This is a genomic window from Pseudomonas sp. R151218B TE3479, assembly GCF_053629195.1.
This window is the reverse complement of sequence record NZ_JBRJHV010000001.1, coordinates 4,452,181-4,470,919: the sequence shown is the minus strand read 5'-3', so window position 1 is coordinate 4,470,919 and position 18,739 is coordinate 4,452,181. Positions and strand designations below refer to the sequence as shown.

General features: G+C 63.0%; 14 protein-coding genes. 2 read left to right on the top strand and 12 right to left on the bottom strand.

The annotated features are described in order from the left end of the window. Positions 1 to 3: 3 nt before the first annotated feature. From AB7M32_RS19120 to AB7M32_RS19080, 9 genes are all read right to left on the bottom strand, one after another. Positions 4 to 2,790 carry a malto-oligosyltrehalose synthase gene (locus AB7M32_RS19120; RefSeq protein ID WP_454250966.1) on the bottom strand — a complete coding sequence of 929 codons (2,787 nt, stop codon included), beginning with the start codon at positions 2,788 to 2,790 and terminating at the stop codon, positions 4 to 6. Further along, positions 2,787 to 4,865 carry a 4-alpha-glucanotransferase gene (malQ, locus tag AB7M32_RS19115; RefSeq protein ID WP_454250965.1) on the bottom strand — a complete coding sequence of 693 codons (2,079 nt, stop codon included), beginning with the start codon at positions 4,863 to 4,865 and terminating at the stop codon, positions 2,787 to 2,789. Before malQ ends, AB7M32_RS19120 begins: the two co-directional genes overlap by 4 nt. Beyond that, positions 4,862 to 6,664 (bottom strand): malto-oligosyltrehalose trehalohydrolase, encoded by a 1,803-nt coding sequence (gene treZ / locus AB7M32_RS19110; RefSeq protein WP_454250964.1) that lies wholly within the window; start codon positions 6,662 to 6,664, stop codon positions 4,862 to 4,864. The genes malQ and treZ overlap by 4 nt, the downstream gene beginning before the upstream one ends. 7 nt (positions 6,665 to 6,671) lie before the next feature. Beyond that, a complete protein-coding gene (gene glgA, locus AB7M32_RS19105) occupies positions 6,672 to 8,243 on the bottom strand; it encodes a glycogen synthase GlgA (protein ID WP_454250963.1) in 1,572 nt (523 codons plus the stop codon). A 638-nt stretch (positions 8,244 to 8,881) separates the two neighbouring features. Further along, positions 8,882 to 9,844 carry a D-2-hydroxyacid dehydrogenase family protein gene (locus tag AB7M32_RS19100; protein WP_454250962.1) on the bottom strand — a complete coding sequence of 321 codons (963 nt, stop codon included), beginning with the start codon at positions 9,842 to 9,844 and terminating at the stop codon, positions 8,882 to 8,884. A gap of 11 nt (positions 9,845 to 9,855) precedes the next feature. Beyond that, entirely contained in the window at positions 9,856 to 10,887 is a 1,032-nt protein-coding gene (locus AB7M32_RS19095; protein ID WP_072405675.1) for an alpha/beta fold hydrolase, read from the bottom strand. An 85-nt stretch (positions 10,888 to 10,972) separates the two neighbouring features. Further along, positions 10,973 to 11,407, bottom strand: a complete 435-nt coding sequence (locus tag AB7M32_RS19090) for a YqaA family protein (protein ID WP_454250961.1) — start codon at positions 11,405 to 11,407, stop codon at positions 10,973 to 10,975. Beyond that, on the bottom strand, positions 11,407 to 11,853 hold the full coding sequence (locus tag AB7M32_RS19085; RefSeq protein ID WP_060742242.1) for a DUF411 domain-containing protein: 447 nt from the start codon (positions 11,851 to 11,853) through the stop codon (positions 11,407 to 11,409). Before AB7M32_RS19085 ends, AB7M32_RS19090 begins: the two co-directional genes overlap by 1 nt. Positions 11,854 to 12,072: 219 nt before the next feature. Next, positions 12,073 to 14,067 carry a methyl-accepting chemotaxis protein gene (locus AB7M32_RS19080; protein ID WP_454250960.1) on the bottom strand — a complete coding sequence of 665 codons (1,995 nt, stop codon included), beginning with the start codon at positions 14,065 to 14,067 and terminating at the stop codon, positions 12,073 to 12,075. Between the two features lie 239 nt (positions 14,068 to 14,306). Here AB7M32_RS19080 and AB7M32_RS19075 point away from each other — a divergent pair, with 239 nt between their 5' ends. Beyond that, complete coding sequence (locus AB7M32_RS19075) at positions 14,307 to 14,495, top strand: hypothetical protein (protein ID WP_454250959.1); 189 nt, start codon at positions 14,307 to 14,309, stop codon at positions 14,493 to 14,495. Positions 14,496 to 14,504: 9 nt separating this feature from the next. Here the strand turns inward: AB7M32_RS19075 and AB7M32_RS19070 are convergent, their stop codons facing one another. Beyond that, positions 14,505 to 14,885 carry a hypothetical protein gene (locus tag AB7M32_RS19070; RefSeq protein ID WP_060742244.1) on the bottom strand — a complete coding sequence of 127 codons (381 nt, stop codon included), beginning with the start codon at positions 14,883 to 14,885 and terminating at the stop codon, positions 14,505 to 14,507. A 114-nt stretch (positions 14,886 to 14,999) separates the two neighbouring features. Next, positions 15,000 to 15,164, bottom strand: a complete 165-nt coding sequence (locus tag AB7M32_RS19065; RefSeq protein ID WP_454250958.1) for a hypothetical protein — start codon at positions 15,162 to 15,164, stop codon at positions 15,000 to 15,002. Between the two features lie 17 nt (positions 15,165 to 15,181). On the opposite strand from AB7M32_RS19065, the gene pvdQ reads away from it, so the two are divergent. Then, positions 15,182 to 17,530, top strand: a complete 2,349-nt coding sequence (gene pvdQ, locus AB7M32_RS19060; RefSeq protein ID WP_454250957.1) for a bifunctional acylase PvdQ — start codon at positions 15,182 to 15,184, stop codon at positions 17,528 to 17,530. A 183-nt stretch (positions 17,531 to 17,713) separates the two neighbouring features. On the opposite strand, the gene AB7M32_RS19055 is transcribed toward pvdQ, so the two are convergent. Further along, on the bottom strand, positions 17,714 to 18,712 hold the full coding sequence (locus AB7M32_RS19055; protein ID WP_454250956.1) for a FecR family protein: 999 nt from the start codon (positions 18,710 to 18,712) through the stop codon (positions 17,714 to 17,716). Positions 18,713 to 18,739 lie beyond the last annotated feature (27 nt).

Below are 18,739 nucleotides of genomic sequence, written 5' to 3'. Positions count from 1 at the left end.
AACTCAAGGTTGGATAAAGACATTGACCGGGAAATTCCCCAGCGCGGTGCTGATCAGCAGCTCCCTTTGGGGTGTGACTGTTGCGCTTGAAAAAAGTCCCTTCAGTTTTTCATCCTTGGCGGCGAACGGTAACGATACGCGGGTATCGCCCCAATCCGACGCAGCCACCAGCGGCACGGCACTGTTTTCCAGCAAGTGCGCCGCATGGACAGGTACGACAACGATCGCCCGTTGTTGCGAGTCCTCACGCATGAAGGCCAATACCCGATGGGCCTGCTCACCGAGCACTTCCAGCGGTTGGTAGCGGCCCTGGCGCCATAGCTGCGGATACTCGGCCCGCACGGCCAGTGTCCGGGCGATCAATGCCTGCTTGATCCGGCCGTCACGCCAATCGCGTACCAACGCGGCTGGGGTGTTGTCGGCCTGCATCGCTTCGCGGCGTGCCTGGAAATCCACCGGGCGGCGGTTGTCCGGGTCCACCAGGCTGAAGTCCCAGAACTCGTTGCCTTGGTACAGGTCCGGTACGCCGGGTACGGTCATGCGCAGCAAAGTTTGCGCCAGACTGTTGAGGGCGCCCGCCGGCGCGACGGCCTGGACCGCCTCGGCGATGGCGCTGCGCAAGGGCAGCCCCTCTTCGCCCAGCAGCAGACGTTCGAGGAACATTTGGGTGGCTTGCTCATAAGCGTCGTTGACCGCCGCCCAGCTGCTCTGCAACTTGGCTTCGCGCAGGGCCTTGCGTTGCCATTGCCACAGGCGCTCGTTGTAGGCGGCCAGCGCCTGGTGGTCCTGGAGGTCGAGGTCCAGCGGCCAACTGCCGAGCAGCGCCTGGTACAGGATCAGTTCATCGCCGGCCGAGGGCGCCGCCGGGTCGCTGTGCAGCGAAGGTGAGAGGATGCGCCATTGTTCCACACAGGCGGCGTACCAGTCGGCGCGCTCGCTGAGCACGGCCAGCCTGGCACGGGTGTCTTCGCCGCGCTTGTGGTCGTGGGTGGCGGTGGTCATCAGGTTGTCGGGAAAATGCTCGAGGCGTTCGGCGCACACCTGGTGGAACGCCTGCGCCGGGGCGCTGAAGCGCTCGGTGTTGTAGCCCACGTCATTGCGCGACAGCAGCACCGCCGAGCGATAGAGGGCGGTGTCCTCCACGGCCTTGGCGGCGGCCGGCGAGGTCAGTTGCTGGAAGCGTACGCAGGCGTGGCGCAGGCGTTTGCGCTGGCTGCCGCGGGGGCGTTGCCGCCAAGGCATGCCACCGAGCCAGCCGGCCAGGCAGTCGAGCACCGGCCAGTCGGCTTCGCTGAGGGTTTGCCGGGCGCCTTCCAGGGCCTGGTTGAAAAACACCTCGTCTTCAGCAGAGCGCCCCCACGGTGTGATGTAGGTGCGATACACCGGGAAATGCACGATCAATTCCTGCAAGGCCCGCCGAATCGCGCCCAGGGTCAGGTCGCGGGTCATCACATCGTCCCGGGCCACTTGCAGCAGGGCCTGGGCAACGCTTTCGAAATCCCCGGCCAAGGAGCCATTGAGTATCTGCTGGCGAGCCAGGCGGGCTTCTTCGATGAAGTGCGCCGGCCGCTCACTGTGCCGGCTCCAGAATTCGGCAAGGGGGGCGGCACCGTCCGGGTCATGCTGCAACAGCGAGACCTGGTTCATGAACTCGTAGCCGGTGCTGCCGTCGATGTTCCAGTCCCGCCGCAACGTCTCGCCATCGCCGAGGATCTTCTCGACGAAAATCGGCAGGTGTCGGGTCGGCGACAGCGAGTTCACGCGCCTGCGCAATTTGCGGCAGTAACCACGAGGGTCGGCAAGACCGTCGATGTGATCGATCCGCAGCCCATCCACCAAGCCTTCGCCGATCAATTCGAAGATCTTGGCATGGGTGGCTTCGAATACCGCCGGACGCTCGACCCGCAGCCCGCCCAATTCATTGACATCGAAAAAACGCCGCCAATTGATGTCGTCCGCCGCGGTGCGCCAACTGGCGAGCCGGTAGCTCTGGCGCTCCAGCAACTGATGCAGGCGTTCGAAACCCTGGGGCTGGGTAGAGTCGTAGCCAGCCAGGTTGTCCTCGATGGCGGACAGGATGCCGGCGTGTGCCGCCAGGTCTCGCAACTCCGTTTGCAGCGGGCGGGCGAGGGCGTGGGCATCGGTCTGGTAATTCAGTGTGGTGAAGCGCTCAGCCAGGGTCTTGAGCGATTCGGCCTGCTCGGCGGGCAGGGTTTCGGCGGGTTTGAGCAGCTCGCCGTAGTGCATCGGGCAAATCGGGAAGCGGTGTTCATAGTGTTCGACGTAGAAGCTGCCGTGGGTGGCATCGAAGCGTACTCGCAAGGTGCCTTCCTGCAAGGCCACGCCGTAGTCGCTGCCCAGGAACGGCAGCAACAACTGGCCTTCCATCAGCGGGTCGGGGGAATGCCACTGGATATCGAAAAACTCGCCGTAAGGGCTGAGTCGACCCCATTCCAACAGATCCAGCCACCAGGGATTGTCATTACCGCCGACGGCCATGTGATTGGAGACGATGTCGAGGATCAAGCCCATCCGGTGCTCGCGCAAGGCTGCAACCAGGCGCTTGAGCGCGGTTTCGCCACCCAGCTCGGGGTTGACCAGGGTCGGATCGACCACGTCGTAGCCGTGCATGGAGCCGGCCCGGGCCTTGAGCAGCGGAGAGGCATAAATGTGGCTGATGCCCAACGCGGCGAAGTACGGCACCTGGGGGATGGCATCGTCCAGGGTGAAGCCTTTATGGAACTGCAGGCGCAAGGTTGCCCGCAGAGGTTGGATCAATGGCTGTTTCATCGGTCACGCTCGTTCGCCTGAAGTCGCGCGCAGGCGAGTATTTCCAGACGCCGGGCGGCGTCCGGGTGATCCAGCAACGCCTGGCTCTGCTGGGCCAGGCGGCGGCGCCAATTGGGATGGGTATCGATGGTGCCGGGCAGGTTGGCCTGCTCCTCGATCCCCAGGGCATCTTCGAGTGGCAACAACACCAGCGGCGCGCGGGTGTGGCCGAGGAAACGCACGCTGGCATCCAGCACCTGGTCGGTCTCGCGGTGTTCTTCGCGAAAATTCTGCGGATCCTGATTCAGCGCATGGCGCAGGCCTTCGCGTTCGCGCTCGCGGTGTTTGCGCCAGTCCATTTCGGTGTGGGAGTCGATCAGGTCCAGCCGGGCGTTCCAGTCGATGTCGTGACCGTGCCACCAGCCGTTGAGCGTCGGCAGGTCATGGGTGCTGGTGGTGGCCAGGGCGTTGTCTGGCCAGTCGAGGATGGGTTTGAAGTAGGTGTTGTCCTGCTCGAACAACAGCACGCGCATGCCGAGGATCGAGCGGGCGCTGAGTTTGTCCCGCAAGCCTTCCGGCACGGTACCGAGGTCTTCGCCCAGTACAATGGCCTGGTGCCGATGGGATTCCAGTGCCAGCAGGCGCAACAGGTCGTCCACCGGGTAATACAGGTAGGCACCGTCGCTGGGTGGGGCGTCGTTGGGAATCACCCAGAGCCGTTGCAAACCCATGACATGATCGATGCGCAGGCCGCCGGCGTGGGCAAAGTTGGCCCGCAGCATTTCAATGAAGGCGCGAAAGCCGTTGCGCACCAAGCCCTCCGGGGAGAACGCCGAAATGCCCCAGCCTTGGCCGGAGCGGTTGAGAATGTCCGGCGGTGCGCCTACGGTCAACGAGGCGAGCAGTTCGTCCTGCCGGCTCCAGGCCTGGCTGCCAGCGCCATCGGCACCTACCGCGAGGTCGGCGATCAGGCCGATGCCCATGCCGCTGGATTTGGCTGCGCTCTGGGCGCGTTCCAGGCAACGGGCGATCAACCATTGGCAAAAGGCGTAGAAACCGATTTCGTCGGCATTTTCTTCGGCGAAATGGGCCAGGACCGCGCTGCGCGGATCGCGCCATTCTTCCGGCCACTGCCGCCAGTCGAGGCTTTCGCCCCGGGCGGCGCGTTCGGCCTGCAAGGCCTCGAAGCGGCAATGGTTTTCCAGGGCTTCGCCGCTGGTGTGGCGGAAACTGCTGAAGTCTTCATGTAGCGGGTGCGCGCCCTGGCTGAATCCGTCGTACAAGGCGCGGAGGATTTTCTGCTTGGCTTGGGCGGCGATTGGCCAATCGATCAGCGGCTGCTCTTCCAGGTTGCGCAGTTGGTTGGTCAAGCCGGTGGCGTCGATGGCGGTGCGCAGGGCACGTTCACCGAGGATAGTGCCGGGGGCGGCGTACAGGCTGTTGAGGAACAGTCGGCTGGACGGCGAATAAGGGCTGTAGCGCCCGGTGTCGCTGCTGAACATCGCGTGCATAGGGCTGATGGCAATGGCCTCGGCGCCGCGCTCGCCGGCCACCCGCACCAGTTCCTCCAGGGCCTGGGTATCGCCGAAACCGCCGTCCCCGGGACGTCGCAGGGCATACAGCTGCGCGCTCAGGCCCCAGGCCCGTGGCGTCGGGTCGTCCACCGCATCGGCCACGCTGTAGCAGCGGGCGGGTGCGACGGCCAGGGTGAAATGCTGGTCCCGGATGTGGACGTGCTGATAGCCCACCGGGACCATGCCCGGCAGCTTGGCTTCGGCATCGAGGTTCAGATTCAGTGTCGCGCCGTCTTCGAGTTTGATTTCGCAGGGGGTCCCGGCCTCGAAGTAGCGGCTCAAGTCCAGGCTGGTCCCGACATCGGCGGTGATCAGCGGTGGCAGTTGATGGTTCTGTTGATCCTCCTGCAACTGCAGCAGGCTGGCATCGATTTCCTGGGCGCTGCCGGCTGGATGGCCCAGGCCAGTGAGGACCGAACGCAAGACGGCCGGCGAGACTTTCTGGGGCCGGCCATTGGCATCGATCCAATCCACCGCCAGGCCCGCTCGGCCGGCGAGGATTTCCAGTTGCGCATCGCTCATTGGCGCTCTCCAGTGATGTTGGGCAAGGTTGTCGCCTGCGTCAGACTGACCAGCGCGCTGTAGGGCGCAAGGACGCCCTGTTGCAACAGACCCACGACCTGCTGCGGATGTTCGAAAAGAATGCGGGCCTCTTCCGGGGCGTGGTGCGCGACGGGCTGGTCGCCAAGGTTCAGGTCGATGCGCAACACACTGCCATCGCCCAGTCGCCAGCGTGCGCTGACAGCACCATGGCCCAGCACATCGGCTCCCAGGCCCTGGGCACCGGGCAGGCGCGGGACGATCTCTTCACGGCGGATTTTCAGCAGTTGGCGATACAGCGCCTCGCTGGCCTGCTGCTCTGCGCGTTGCGATTCCAGGCTTGGACGGGAAACCTCGAAGGTGCTGGCCGCGTTGGGGTCGGGAATCCGCTCGCGTGTCTGCGGATCGGCAAAGGCACTGAACGCCTTGAACTCGTTGCGTCGGCCTTCGCGCACGAGTTCTGCCAGTTCGCCGTGATGACTGGTAAAGAACAGGAACGGTTGTTCGGCGGCCACCTCATCGCCCATGAACAGCAGCGGAATCATCGGTGACAACAGCAACAAGACTGTCGCCGCTTGCAAGGCCTGGGACGGGGCGAGCTGATGCAGGCGTTCGCCCAGGGCACGGTTGCCGACTTGGTCATGGTTCTGCAGGAACAGCACGAATGCGCTCGGTGGCAGGTGACCGCTGGGTTCGCCCCGGGATTCGCCGTGGCGATTGGTGTGGCCCTGGAAGACGAAACCCTGGCTCAGGCAACGTGCCAGTTGTTCCGTCGGCTGCTCGGCATAGTCGGCGTAGTAGGCGTCGGTCTCGCCAGTCAGCAACACGTGCAAGGCATTATGGCCATCGTCGTTCCACTGGGCGTCGTAGCCCAGTTCCAGCAGGCTGGCCTGGTTGTGTTCGTTTTCCACGGTCAGCCAGACATGCCGACCGGGGTCAACCTGTTCGCGCACCCTGGCCGCCAGCTCCTGGAGAAAGTCCGGGTCTTCGATGGCGTGTACCGCGTCGAAGCGCAGGCCGTCGAAGCGGTATTCCAGCAACCACATGAGCGCATTGTCGATGAAGAAGTCCCGCACTTCGCGGCGGCGGAAATCGATCGCCGCGCCCCAGGGCGTGTGCTTGTCTTCGCGGAAGAAACCCTTGGCATAGCGGTGCAGGTAGTTGCCATCGGGACCGAAGTGGTTGTAGACCACATCCAGGATGACGGACAGCCCATGTCCGTGGGCGCTGTCGATCAGATGCTTGAGCTGTTCCGGTGTGCCGTAGGAGGCTTGGGGCGCGTAGGGCAGGACCCCGTCGTAGCCCCAGTTGCGATCGCCGGGAAACTGCGCCAGGGGCATCAGCTCGATGGCGGTGACGCCCAGCCCGGCCAGGCGGGCCAAATGCTGTTCGACACCGTTGAAACCGCCCAGGGCGCCCACGTGCAATTCGTAGATGACGGCTTCGTGCCAGGGGCGGCCGGACCATTGGGTGTGCCGCCATGGGTAAGCATGGGGGTCGACCACCACGCTGTGGCGGTCAATGTCGCCGGCCTGGGCGCGAGAGGCCGGGTCCGGCACCTCCAACTCGCCATCGATGTTGTAGCGATAGCGGGTGCCGGCGGGGCAACGGGTCTGGATCATGAACCAGCCGTCGGCTTGGGGCAGTAGCGGTATGGAGTCTCCAGTGTCGAGTTCGACACTGACAAAAAAGGCATCCGGGGCCCAGAGGGCGAAGCGGGTGTGCTCGTCATCCAGCATGACCGCCCCGTGGGTCCATGTATCAGGCGTCCTTGACGTCATTGTTACCTCATTGTCTGGCCGATTTTCCCAGTGACTTCGCCACCAGCTGTTCGTAGAGTTCGGCGTAGGGTTCCACGGCCTGGCGCCAGTTGAACGGTGCCGACATGGCCCGGCAGCGCATGGCGTTGAGCAGGCCGGGGAACTCGAAGACCTTGAAGGCCCGGCTCAAGGCCTGTTGGTAGCTCTCCACGGTTGATTCATCGAACAGGAAACCGGTGACGCCATCTTCGATGGTGTCCGCCAGGCCTCCGGTATTGCGCGCCACCGGCAGCGAGCCGAAGCGTTGGGCGTACATCTGGCTCAAGCCGCAGGGCTCGTAGCGCGACGGCATCAGCAGGAAATCGCTGCCGGCGAACATCCGCCGCGCATCGGTTTCGTTGAAGCCGATGCGCACGCCGATGCGGCCGGGGAAGCGCAGTGCCAGTTCGCGCATGGCCTGTTCTTCCTCCGGTTCGCCACGACCGATAATGGCGATCTGGCCGCCGGATTCGACGATGAACTCGGCGACCGCTTCGGTCAGGTCCAGGCCTTTCTGGTAGACCAGGCGCGAAACCACGGCGAACAACGGGCCAGTGGAGTCGTCGAGACCAAACAGTTCACGCACATGGCTGGCGTTGACGGCCTTGCCTTCCCAGTCGCCCATGGAGAACTGACGGAACAGGTGGGTGTCGGTGGCCGAGTCCCAGCTTTCATCGATGCCGTTGGGGATGCCGCTGAGCAAGCCTTGTTGGGTCTTGGCGGCCAGGAAGCCGTCGAGTCCGCAGCCAAACTCAGGGGTGGTGATCTCCTGGGCATAGGTGGCGCTGACAGTGGTGATATGGCTGGAGTAGGCCATTCCGGCCTTGAGGAACGACAGTTTGCCGTAGAACTCCATGCCTTCCTGTTGCAGGGCGTGCTCGGGGATGCCCAGTTCCGGGCAGGACGCCAGGCTGACCACGCCCTGGTACGCCAGGTTGTGGATGGTAAACAGGGTTGGGGTGCGTTGCCCGCGCCAGTGCATGTAGGCTGGGGCCAACCCGGCTGGCCAGTCGTGGGCGTGGACCAGGTCCGGGCACCAGTGGATCTGTGCCAGGTTGGCGGCGATGTCGGCGGCAGCCAGGCCCAGGCGGGCGAAGCGAATGTGGTTGTCCGGCCAGTCGCGACCGTTGTTGGCACCGTAGGGAGAGCCTTCGCGGGCAAACAGTTCCGGGCAGATCAGTACGTAGATCACCAGGCCGTCGGCCATGTCCATGCGCCCGATCTTGCAGGGCGGCAGTGCTGCGTGGCCGCCCAGTTCGCCGACGATGTGGATCGGATTGCCGCTGTTCATCACTTGCGGGTAGCCAGGGATCAGCACCCGGACATCATGCAGCCCGGCCATGGCCCGAGGCAGTGCCGAGGACACATCGCCCAGGCCGCCGGTCTTGACCAGGTCGGCGATTTCCGAGGTGACGAACAAGACTTTCTTGCGATTGGGATTCTGTCGAACGACGGGGAGCAGTGCCTTGCCGCCGGTGACCAACACCGGGGCCGTCGGCGATTCGGCCGCCGGCGGTAATTGAGAACGGACTTGTTGTGGTTCCAAGGCAGCACTGATCATAAATATCTCCCATTTTCTCGATCTGTTTCCGGCAAGCGCCAGAGCTGTTGTTTCATTGGCCAAATCCTGCGGCCAGGCGCACAAGCGCTACGCAAGGAAAGCGAACGGCTACCCAAACGCGGCGAAGCGAATCAGCTGAAGGAGCTGTTGCAATGACCAGTGCAAGGACTGCACCAGTCGCTGTTGCCCTACCTCTAACCTGACCTGTCGCCGTTGCGAAAAGTTTCGACTTTTTTTCGTCTGGATGACCGGTCGGTTTTCTCCCCGGTTTGGCAGTCTAGGTCATATCCTAGAGCGGTGCGCCTCGGTTCGTCGTATTGTCCGACAATCACGTTTTTTAGCGGCAATGTCTTACACGACGATGGGGAGTACGCACCGACGAAGTGCAGTTTCCTGCAAAGAAAAAAGTGTAGGGGGAGGGCGTTGGTTCATTGGCGTGCGCGATGGAATGGCGCGACGCACCATTGGAGGGCGGGTGAGATAGAGGCACTTTGATGGCTAATAACTTCCTTGGAAGAGCGCCGTTTCCTGTGGGAGCGAACTCGCGATAAAGGTGTGTCAGTCACAACCTGCAACTGATCCTCCGCCATCGCGAGCAAGCTCGCTCCCACAGAAAAAGGTGGGATGCTCCTCCGGGTTCAGCCCGTCGGCGTCAGCAACCGAATCGGCTGGCCCGCCGTCCAGGCCAGCAAGTCTTCGATCATCTGGGAATAGAACTGCTGGTAATTCTGTCGACTGACGTAACCCACATGAGGTGTGGCCAGCACGTTCTCGAGGGTGCGGAATGGATGGGCGAGGGGCAAGGGCTCCTGGGCGAAGACGTCCAGGGCGGCACCGGCCAGGCGCCGGTGCAGCAGGGCGTCGATCAGGGCGGTCTCATCGACGATCGGCCCGCGGGAGGTATTGACCAGCAGCGCCTCGGGTTTCATCCAGCCCAGCGCCTGGGCATCCACCAGGCCGCGGGTGCGTTCGCCGAGCACCAGGTGGATCGAGAGAATGTCGGCCTGTTCGAACAACGCCTGCTTGCTGACGTAGGTCACACCCGCTTCGGCGGCCCGTTCGGCGCTGAGGTTCTGGCTCCAGGCGATGACCCGCATGCCGAACACCTGGCCGAACTGCGCCACTCGTGTCCCGATGCTGCCCAGGCCGAGGATCGCCAGCGTCTTGCCGTGCAGGTCGCCGCCCAGGCCTTGCTGCCACAGACCGGCGCGCAAGGCATTGGCTTCCGGCACCAGGTTGCGGGTCAGGGCCATGATCAGTGCCCAGGTCAGTTCGGGCGCGGCGTGCTTGTAGCTGTCGGTGCCGCACACCTGCATGCCCAGCTCGGCTGCGGCCTTCAGGTCCAGGGCGGCATTGCGCATGCCGCCGGTGAGCAGCAGCTTGAGGTTGGGCAGGCGGCGCAGCAGGCCTTCATCGAACACAGTGCGCTCGCGCATCACGCAGATCACCTCGAAGCGCTGCAAGCGTTCGGCGAGGGTGTCGCGGTCGGCGGGATAGTCGTGGAGAAAGGTCACTTGGCCGACGCTGTCGAGCACCGACCAGTCCACCACACCGCGTGCCACATCTTGCCAATCGTCTATGACTGCTATTTGCACCGCCATGGAACACCTCGTCAGGGAATGGGTTTGTCCAGCCAGCCCAGCAGGGCCTTGTGGAACCGATCCGGCTCTTCCATCTGCGGGGCATGCCCCAGATTGGGGAACTCCACCAGGGTCGAGCGGGGAATCAGCCCGGCGGTCTGCTTGCCCAATACCTCGTAGTGGCCCAGTTTGGCCTTTACCGCCGGCGGCGCGATGTCGCTGCCGATAGCGGTTGTGTCGGAGGTACCGATCAACAGCAGGGTGGGTACGGTCAGGTCCTTGAACTCGTAATAGACCGGCTGGGTGAAGATCATGTCGTAGATCAGCGCTGAGTTCCACGCCACTTGCGTATGGCCCGGCCCCTTGTTCAAACCGGCGAGCATGTCCACCCAGCGGTCGAACTCAGGTTTCCAGCGGCCGGCGTAATAGGTCGTGCGCTCGTAATTGCGAATGCCCTCGGCGGTGACTTTCAGCTCACGGGCGTACCATTGGTCCACGGTGCGGTAGGGCACGCCCAAGGCTTTCCAGTCTTCCAGGCCAATGGGATTGACCATTGCCAGGCGCTCGACCTGATCGGGAAACTGCAAGGCGTAACGGGTGGCGAGCATGCCGCCGGTGGAATGGCCGAGGACGATGGCCTTCTGTACACCGAGGGCCTTGAGCAAGGCCTGGGTGTTGGTCGCCAGTTGCTGGAAGCTGTACTGGTAATGCTCGGGTTTGCTCGATGTGCAGAAGCCGACCTGGTCCGCGGCGATGACCCGGTAGCCGGCTTCGCTCAGCACCTTGATCGAATCGCCCCAGGTGGCGGCGCAGAAATTCTTGCCGTGCATCAGCACCACGGTGCGGCCATTGACCTTGCCTTGGGCCGGCACATCCATGTAGCCCATCTGCAACGATTGGCCCTGGGACTGGAAGGCGAAGTGCTTGAGGGTATAAGGGTATTCGAAGCCCTCCAACTGGGCGCCGTAGGCCGGGCCTTCCGGCGGATTGGCGGCCTGGGCGAGCAGGGGCAGGGCGGCGCTGAGGAACAGGCTGGGCAACCAGCGGGTGGGGGTTCGGGACATGGTCAATCTCCTTGTGGCCGTCGCCGATCCTGGCGCGACCCGATTATGGCGACATTAACCACAGGCAACCGAACGGCCCAAATGTTCAACCCATCCAGCCCAGCGTGGCGAGGGCGAGAGCGCCGTAGCGCAGGCCTTTGGCAACGGTCACGATCAGCAGGAAGCGGCGCCACGGCTCGCCCATCACCCCGGCCACCAGGGTCAATGGATCGCCGATGATCGGCAGCCAACTGAGCAGCAGCGACCAGCGCCCGAAGCGCTGGTAATGCACACGAGCCTTGGCCAGATGCGCCGGGCTGACCGGAAACCAGCGCCGGTCCTTGAAGTGTTCCAGGCGCGTGCCCAGCCACCAGTTCACCAGCGAGCCCAGGACGTTGCCGAGCGTGGCGACCCCCAGCAACAGCCAGACAACGTGGCGCTCGCCGAGCAACAGGCCGACCAACAAGGCCTCCGATTGCAGGGGCAGCAAGGTCGCCGCGCCAAATGCCGCCAGGAACAAGCCGATATAGGCTTCGCCCATCAGTGGGCCGGGTAATCCGCCACTACGGTTTGGGTCCCGTCTTTTTTCAGACCGATCACTTGATAAGCGTCGCTCATGCCGTCCATTTCCATGCCGGGCGAGCCCATGGGCATGCCCGGTGCGGCCACGCCGAGCAGGTCATCGCGCTTGCTCAGCGCCAGCACCTGGTCGGCCGGGACATGGCCTTCGACGAATTTGCCGTTGATTTCGGCGGTGTGGCAGGAGCGCAGGTTCGGCGCCACGCCCAAGCGTTGCTTGACCGAACTCATATCGGCCTCGACATGGTCATTGACCTTGAAACCGTTTTCTTGCAAATGCGAGATCCACTTTTTGCAGCAGCCGCAATTGGCGTCGCGATGCACATCGATGGTGACCGGTTCCGCGGCCTGGGCCAGGGTGGTCATGAACAGGGCGCTCAAGGCGAGCAGGTGCAGGGGGTTGGCCATGAAGGAGGTCTCGTGTCGAACGGTTTGGCGCAAGGATAACAGAGTAGCGGGCACGAGCTGACAGGGGCCTGAGGCGGGGATTACAGAGTTGTCAGGTTGGGAGGGCGAATACAGTCCTGTGGGAGCGAGCTTGCTCGCGATAGCGGTTTGTCAGTCACAACCTTGCAACTGATCCGACGCTATCGCGAGCAAGCTCGCTCCCACAGGGATGGTGAGGTTTTAGCGCACCTTGAACCGACCCATGATCGCATTCACCCGTGTGTTGGCTTCCAGCAGTTGCCGGGTGTTGGTTTCGCTGGCCAGGCCACTTTCCACCAGTTCCTCCACCATGTGGCGGATTTGCACCATGCTGCGATTGATCTCCTCGGTTACTGCGCTTTGTTGCTCGGCGGCCGTGGCGATCTGGGTGCTCAGGCTGTTGATCTGGCTGACCGAGCCTGCCATTTCGTCCAGGCCTGAGTTGACGCGGGAGGTCGCGTCGGCGGCCGACTGGCAGCTGGCCTGGGTGTTTTCCATGGCCGAGACCGACGAGCTCACGCCTTGGGTCAGGCGGGTCAGCATTTCGTTGATTTCCGAGGTGCTGGCCTGGGTGCGGGCGGCGAGGGCGCGGACTTCGTCGGCCACCACGGCAAAACCACGGCCTTGCTCGCCGGCCCGGGCGGCCTCAATGGCGGCGTTGAGCGCCAGCAGGTTGGTCTGCCCGGCGATGGCGCCGATCACACCCAGAATCTCGGTGATGCGCTGAGCGTCCTGTTGCATGCTCTCGACCTTGCGGGTGGCGCTGGCCACTTCATCGATCAAGGCCACCACACTGTTGGAGGCTTCACCGACCACCACGCGGGAGCGATCGGCATGCTCGTTGGCGCGTTGAGTGAACGCCGCGGTCTCGGCCGCGTTTTGCGCGACGCTTTCAGCCGTGGAGCTCATCTGGGTGATGGCCGTCACGGTCTGGTCGGTTTCCGAGGCGTGGCGCATCAGGATTTCGCTGGTGTGGGCCGAGGTCCGCTGCAGATCGCCCAGGCTCGACGCCATGGCGCCGGTGGCCTGGGTGACTTCACCGATCATACCTTGCAGGTAAGCGATGAAGCGGTTGACCGAGTGACCGATCGCCCCCAATTCATCTTCGGCCCGGATGGTGATGCGTCGGGTCAGGTCGGCATCGCCCGTGGACAAGGCGTCGATGTTGCCTTTGAGGACTTTCATGCGATTGGTCAACTGGCGGATCGCGTACAGCTGCATCAAGACCAACAGGATCACCATCGGGATCTGCAGCAGGCTCAGCGTGCTCAGCACGTCATCGCGCTGGGCCGTGATCAGGCGGGTCGGCAATGCGGTGGCAAGGAACCACGGCGAACCTTCGATAGGGCGCATGAAGAAGGTACTGGCCTCGCCCTTGTTGTCGAACTCCACACGTTGCAGCGGCTGGTCGCGCTTGGCCAGGCCTGCCTTGACCTGAGCGGCGAATGGCGAGGTGGCCGCCAGTTCGCTGATGTTCTTCAGCACGATCGGCCCGCTGATGCGCGAACTGTTGCTGATGATCTTGCCGTCGCCTTCGACGATCAGCATCTCGGCGCTCAGGTCGGCTTCCTTGCGTGCCACCAGCTCATTGAAGAAGCCCAGGGTTACGTCGATGGTGGAAACGCCGTAAGGCACGCCGTTTTTCTGGATGGCCATGGCGCAGTTGGTGCGTGGTTCGGCGCTGGCGTCGTCTTTGTAGGCCGCGGCCCAGGCGCATTTGCCCGGTGGGGTGGCCATGCCGCCCTTGTGCCAGGGTTGTTCGTAATAGTTGGGCGCGGCGTCACTGTTCCAGAAGGTATTGACCACCAGTTTGCCGGACGCGTCGCGGTGCCAGAACGTACTGAATTTGCTGCGTCCCTCGGCCCGCTGGTTGGGCAAGGGCCAGATCCCGCCGCCGAAGACTTTCAGCTCGCCGTACTGATCCACCAGCCCCGGCAACACTTTGTCGATGGCATCGCTGTCGAGCAGCGGGATGGTCTGGGTAATGCTGCGTTGCTGCGCCTGCACTTTGTTCAGTTCGCCCTGGATTTGCTCGGCAACCTCGGCGATGCGGTTAAGTGCCACTTCCTCTTCAGTCTGGCGCAGCTTGGGCGCGACCAGGTAACTGATGCCCACCATGGTCAGGAGGGACAGCACCAGCATGAAAACAACCAGAAACAGGGTATAGCGAGCCTGAATCGTTCGGAGTGAGGGCATACGGAGAATCCTTGCACGAAGGCGATTTTCTGAAACTGGCGAATGGGCAGTTCCGTATATATCGGCCTGGGAGGACGTAGCTTTAGATGTCAGTCAGCCAAGGGTCAAAACGAGCGGATTGCACGAAGGCGGGCCTTCGGCTGTACCATGGGGCCCCGTTGGTGAGTCGTCATGCCGGCAAATGAGGTATGGATCGGCAAGCCTTCGGATACAGAACGGATACATTCAGGAAATTGGCAATGACTCATTCGCAACGTTTGAAATACTCGATTCTGATCGTCCTCGTCGTCCTGGCAATCATGCTCGGGCTGTCCTGGATGCAGGGCAAAGGCATGATCAGCGAGCAGCTGTTTCAATACATCGCCATTGCCGTGGCGGTCATCGTGGTGGTGATCAACGGCGTGATGCGGCGCAAGGTCAAGCACTGAGCGCCGGTTTCATTCCTCGGCCTCGAGCACGGCCATCGCGCTGGGGTGCAGGCGGTAGCTTTTATCGGGGTTGAGGGTCACGACACCCTCGCTGCACAGGCGCTTCAACACCTCGCGCACGCTGAGAAAGGACAACGGAATGTCCAGCCCCAGTAACTGACTGTGCACACCACGCACGCCCAGGCAGCGGTTTTCGTGGGCGGCCTTGAGCAACGCGTCGATGACTTTGAGGCGAATCAGGCTGGTCCTGAGCCCGAAGCTCTTGAGCAGGCGCCTGATATGGTCATTGCCGCCGCGCTCTGGCGGCCTCTCGAATTCACGGTGGGTGGCGCTCAGCGAGACGCCGGTCGGCCTTGGCTTGCCCTCCATGGGCAGTTGCGCGTTACGCATGCAGAAACTCCTTACCAGCCAGATCAGAAAAGGTCACGAATACTCTCCTGTTATAGGACGAACGAGGATGCGCAATCATGAGGGCGGTGATGTGAAAAAATTGCCCCTGCTTCGTCAAACCCCCGTATTCAAGCGGCGTGCGACCATTAATTTTTTTTCATCCGGTTCGTTTTCAAGGTAGGCACATTCCGGTTCAGCATGCGGCGTGTGATTTCCCAGGCGGGCCGAGTGCTTGTCTACTGGCGCACCGGTAGCCGTCCTGGTTTCTGCAGTTTTCATCAGGAGTGAACGTGAGAATGTCCGGGCAGTTATCGAGGGTTGGCCTTGCGGGTGCTTTTCTAGGGATCGCCCTCGGGCTCAGCCCCGTGGTCAATGCACAGGACAATGGGCAGCAGGCCAGTGCCGAGATCCGTCGCACCCGTTTTGGCGTGCCACATATCCGGTCTCAGGACGAGCGTGGGCTGGGTTATGGCATCGGTTATGCCTACGGCCAGGACAATCTGTGCCTGCTGGCCAATGAGATCGTCACGGTCAATGCCCAGCGCTCGCGTTATTTCGGGCCCGAGCAGGTCACGGTCGAGCAGCGGCAGAACCGCGTCAGCGATCTGTTTTTCAGCTGGCTCAACACGCCGCAAGCGGTCTCCGGTTTCTGGCAGGCCCAGACGCCTCAAGTGCAACAACTGGTCGAAGGCTACGCGGCCGGCTACAACCGCGCGTTGGCCGAGCGCAAGGCCAAGGGCCTGCCCGAGCAATGCGCCAGCGACTGGGTGAGGCCGATCACAGCGCTGGACCTGGTCAAATTGACCCGTCGGTTGTTGGTGGAAGGCGGCGTCGGCCAGTTCGCCGAAGCCCTGGCTGGCGCGCAACCGCCCCAGGCGACGGCACGCGCGCACGCCCAGGTCGAAGGTTTCGCCGCCGCCGCCACCCGGCAGCAGCGTTTTGCCCTGGAACGCGGCAGCAACGCCCTGGCCATCGGCAGTGAGCGCTCGTTCAACGGTCGCGGGATGTTGCTGGCGAACCCGCATTTCCCGTGGGTGGGCGGCATGCGTTTCTACCAGATGCACCTGACCATTCCCGGCAAGCTGGATGTCATGGGTGCGGCGCTGCCAGGCTTGCCGATGATCAATATCGGTTTCAGCCAGCACCTGGCCTGGACCCACACCGTCGACAGTTCCAAGCATTTCACCCTGTACCGGCTGCAGCTCGACCCGAAAGATCCGACCCGCTACCTGCTCGACGGCAAATCCGTACCGATGAGCCAGCAGACCGTCGCGGTGGACATCAAGCAACCCGACGGCCAGGTGCAGACGGTTTCCCGTGTGGTCTATGGCTCGCAGTTCGGCCCGATCGTGCAATGGCCCGGTCGGCTGGACTGGGACAACCAGTTCGCCTACAGCCTGCGGGACGCGAATCTGGAAAACGATCGCGTGCTGGCCCAGTGGTACGCCATGAACAAGGCGCTCACCCTCAAGGATTTGCAGGACGCGGTCCATAAGATCCAAGGCATTCCCTGGGTCAATACCCTGGCGGTGGACGACCAGGGGCAAAGCCTCTACATGAACGTGTCGGTGGTGCCGAACGTCGACGCCGACAAACTGGCCCGGTGCAGCGATCCCAGGGCCGGATTGCAGCTTATCGTGCTGGATGGCAGTCGCAGCGAATGTGCCTGGGGCAGCGATTCCAACGGGGTGCAAAAGGGCATTTATGCCGCCCACAAGCTCCCGCAGTTGCTGCGCCGCGATTATGTGCAGAACTCCAACGATTCGGCCTGGATGGTCAACCCTGCGCAGCCGTTGTCCGGTTTTTCCCCAGTGATCAGCCAGCAAGGCCAGCCGCTGGGCCTGCGGGCGCGTTTTGCGCTGGAACGGATGGGCCAATTGGCCAAGGACGGGCCGGTGAAGGTCGAGGATTTGCAGCGCATGGTCATGGACGATCAGGTTTACCTGGCTGACCAGGTGATGCCGGATCTGCTCGGCGTTTGCGTCGCAGACCTGGGGGGCGATGCATCGGCATTGGCCGAAGCCTGTACCAGCCTCAAGGCCTGGGATCGCAAGGCCGGCCTGAACAGCGGTCTGGGATTGGTGTACTTCCAGCAGATCATGGAGCGGCTGCAGGCGGTGCCTGATTCATGGCGCGTTGCGTTCGATCCCAAAGACCCGCAACACACCCCGCGTGGCTTGGCGATCGAGCGACCGCCGGTGCTCAAGGCCGTGCGCGAGGCCATGCTGGCTTCGGTGGAGGCGGTGAAGGTTGCGGGGTTGTCGAAGGACAGCCTGTGGCAGGACGTCCAGGTGGGCAGCAGCGGCAGCCGACAGACGCCGATCCACGGCGGCCCCGGGGAGTTGGGCATCTATAACGCGATCCAGAGTGTGCCGGGGGCAAACGGCAAGCGGGAGGTGGTCAGCGGTACCAGTTACCTGCAAGTGGTGACGTTTGACGGTAAAGGTCCGCAGGCCCAGGGGTTGTTGGCGTTCTCCATTTCCAGCGACCCCGCTTCACCGTATTCGGCCGACCAGACCCAGGCGTTTTCGCAGAAACAGTGGAGTGTGCTGCCCTTCACCGAACAGCAGATCAAGGCCGATCCGCATTATCAGGCCGTGATTATCCGTGAGCGTGATGAGGCGGGCAGGGTGGCGACGCAATAACCGCGGTTGTGCTTGCAGGCGTCATCGCGAGCAAGCTCGCTCCCACAGGGGCTTTCTGGTGGTTGGGAAATGACAGACCAACAGCGATCCAAACTGTGGGAGCGAGCTTGCTCGCGATGAGGGCGGTACATTCGATCCATGGCTATCGCGAGCAAGGTTTGCTCCCACAGGGGAGCCCTTCAGTTATTGGACCGGCCGCTGCCCGATGGAATTGAGCACCGGGTTGCCGTCCTTGTTCTGGGTCAGGTAGACCGGCAGGACTTTGGGCAACGAAGCCACGAGGTTCTGTACTTCGCTGATGTTGTAGACACCGCCGACACGTAGGCCGCCGGTGCTGGTGTCAGCCAGCATGACGGGACGCTCGAGGTAGCGGTTGATCAGCGGCAGCGCATCGCTCAGGGCGAGGTCATCCAGCACCAGCTTGCCGTTGCGCCACGCCAGCGAGCTGTCGTTCGGGGCCGTCTCGCGAACTTGGGGCTCGTGGTCGCCTGCTTTGTAGCTCGCCTGCATGCCCGGCGAAAGTTGCAGGCCGTTACGGGTGAGCGCTTGGTTGCTGGTGACCCTGACCGAGCCTTCCACCAGCGTGACCCGCACCTGGTCCTGGTACATCCAGACATTGAAGCGAGTGCCGCTCACACGCACCTGGCCTAGGCCCGCGCGCACCACAAACGGATGCTGTTTGTCATGGCTGACGTCGAAAAAAGCCTCGCCCTTTTCCAGGGTGACCCGGCGCTCGTTCTTGTAGTTGGCGAAGGTCAGCTCGCTGCCCAGGTTGAGTTCCACCTGGCTGCCATCGCTCAGGGTGATATGGCGCACGCTCGTGCCGGCTTCGAACCGCTGGTAGGAATTGGCGATCCAGTCCAGGTTCCAGCCAGTGTAGGCGGCCAAGGGCAGGCCGACGACGAACACCGCGGCAGCGACAGCCAACCGGCTCCAGCGCGACCGAGGCCTGGACGCTGGAGTGGCGGCGAGTGCCTCGACACGCGGCAGATGATCGGCCACATCCCAGATTTCCAGCATGGCTTCGTATTCGAAAGCATGCAGGGGATCGGCATCGTGCCACTGCTTGAATGCCTGCCGTTCGGCATCGGTGCAGTCGACCGCATGCAATCGCATGCACCAATGGGCCGCGGCATCGGTAATGGCGTCGTATTCGGCTTCCGAGAGGGTATGTTCGGTCATTGATTCGTCCTGGTTTGCCGCATTCTA

Excerpts from the sequence above, each read along its gene's own strand:
- AB7M32_RS19090 (WP_454250961.1), bottom strand. The coding sequence starts at position 11,407 with ATGGGCGAAGCCTATATCGGCTTGTTCCTGGCGGCATTTGGCGCGGCG.
- malQ (WP_454250965.1), bottom strand. The coding sequence starts at position 4,865 with ATGAGCGATGCGCAACTGGAAATCCTCGCCGGCCGAGCGGGCCTGGCG.
- AB7M32_RS19070 (WP_060742244.1), bottom strand. The coding sequence starts at position 14,885 with ATGCGTAACGCGCAACTGCCCATGGAGGGCAAGCCAAGGCCGACCGGC.
- AB7M32_RS19065 (WP_454250958.1), bottom strand. The coding sequence starts at position 15,164 with ATGAAAACTGCAGAAACCAGGACGGCTACCGGTGCGCCAGTAGACAAG.
- AB7M32_RS19080 (WP_454250960.1), bottom strand. The coding sequence starts at position 14,067 with ATGCCCTCACTCCGAACGATTCAGGCTCGCTATACCCTGTTTCTGGTT.
- AB7M32_RS19075 (WP_454250959.1), top strand. The coding sequence starts at position 14,307 with ATGACTCATTCGCAACGTTTGAAATACTCGATTCTGATCGTCCTCGTC.
- treZ (WP_454250964.1), bottom strand. The coding sequence starts at position 6,664 with ATGACGTCAAGGACGCCTGATACATGGACCCACGGGGCGGTCATGCTG.
- glgA (WP_454250963.1), bottom strand. The coding sequence starts at position 8,243 with ATGATCAGTGCTGCCTTGGAACCACAACAAGTCCGTTCTCAATTACCG.
- AB7M32_RS19085 (WP_060742242.1), bottom strand. The coding sequence starts at position 11,853 with ATGGCCAACCCCCTGCACCTGCTCGCCTTGAGCGCCCTGTTCATGACC.
- pvdQ (WP_454250957.1), top strand. The coding sequence starts at position 15,182 with ATGTCCGGGCAGTTATCGAGGGTTGGCCTTGCGGGTGCTTTTCTAGGG.
- AB7M32_RS19095 (WP_072405675.1), bottom strand. The coding sequence starts at position 10,887 with ATGTCCCGAACCCCCACCCGCTGGTTGCCCAGCCTGTTCCTCAGCGCC.
- AB7M32_RS19120 (WP_454250966.1), bottom strand. The coding sequence starts at position 2,790 with ATGAAACAGCCATTGATCCAACCTCTGCGGGCAACCTTGCGCCTGCAG.
- AB7M32_RS19100 (WP_454250962.1), bottom strand. The coding sequence starts at position 9,844 with ATGGCGGTGCAAATAGCAGTCATAGACGATTGGCAAGATGTGGCACGC.
- AB7M32_RS19055 (WP_454250956.1), bottom strand. The coding sequence starts at position 18,712 with ATGACCGAACATACCCTCTCGGAAGCCGAATACGACGCCATTACCGAT.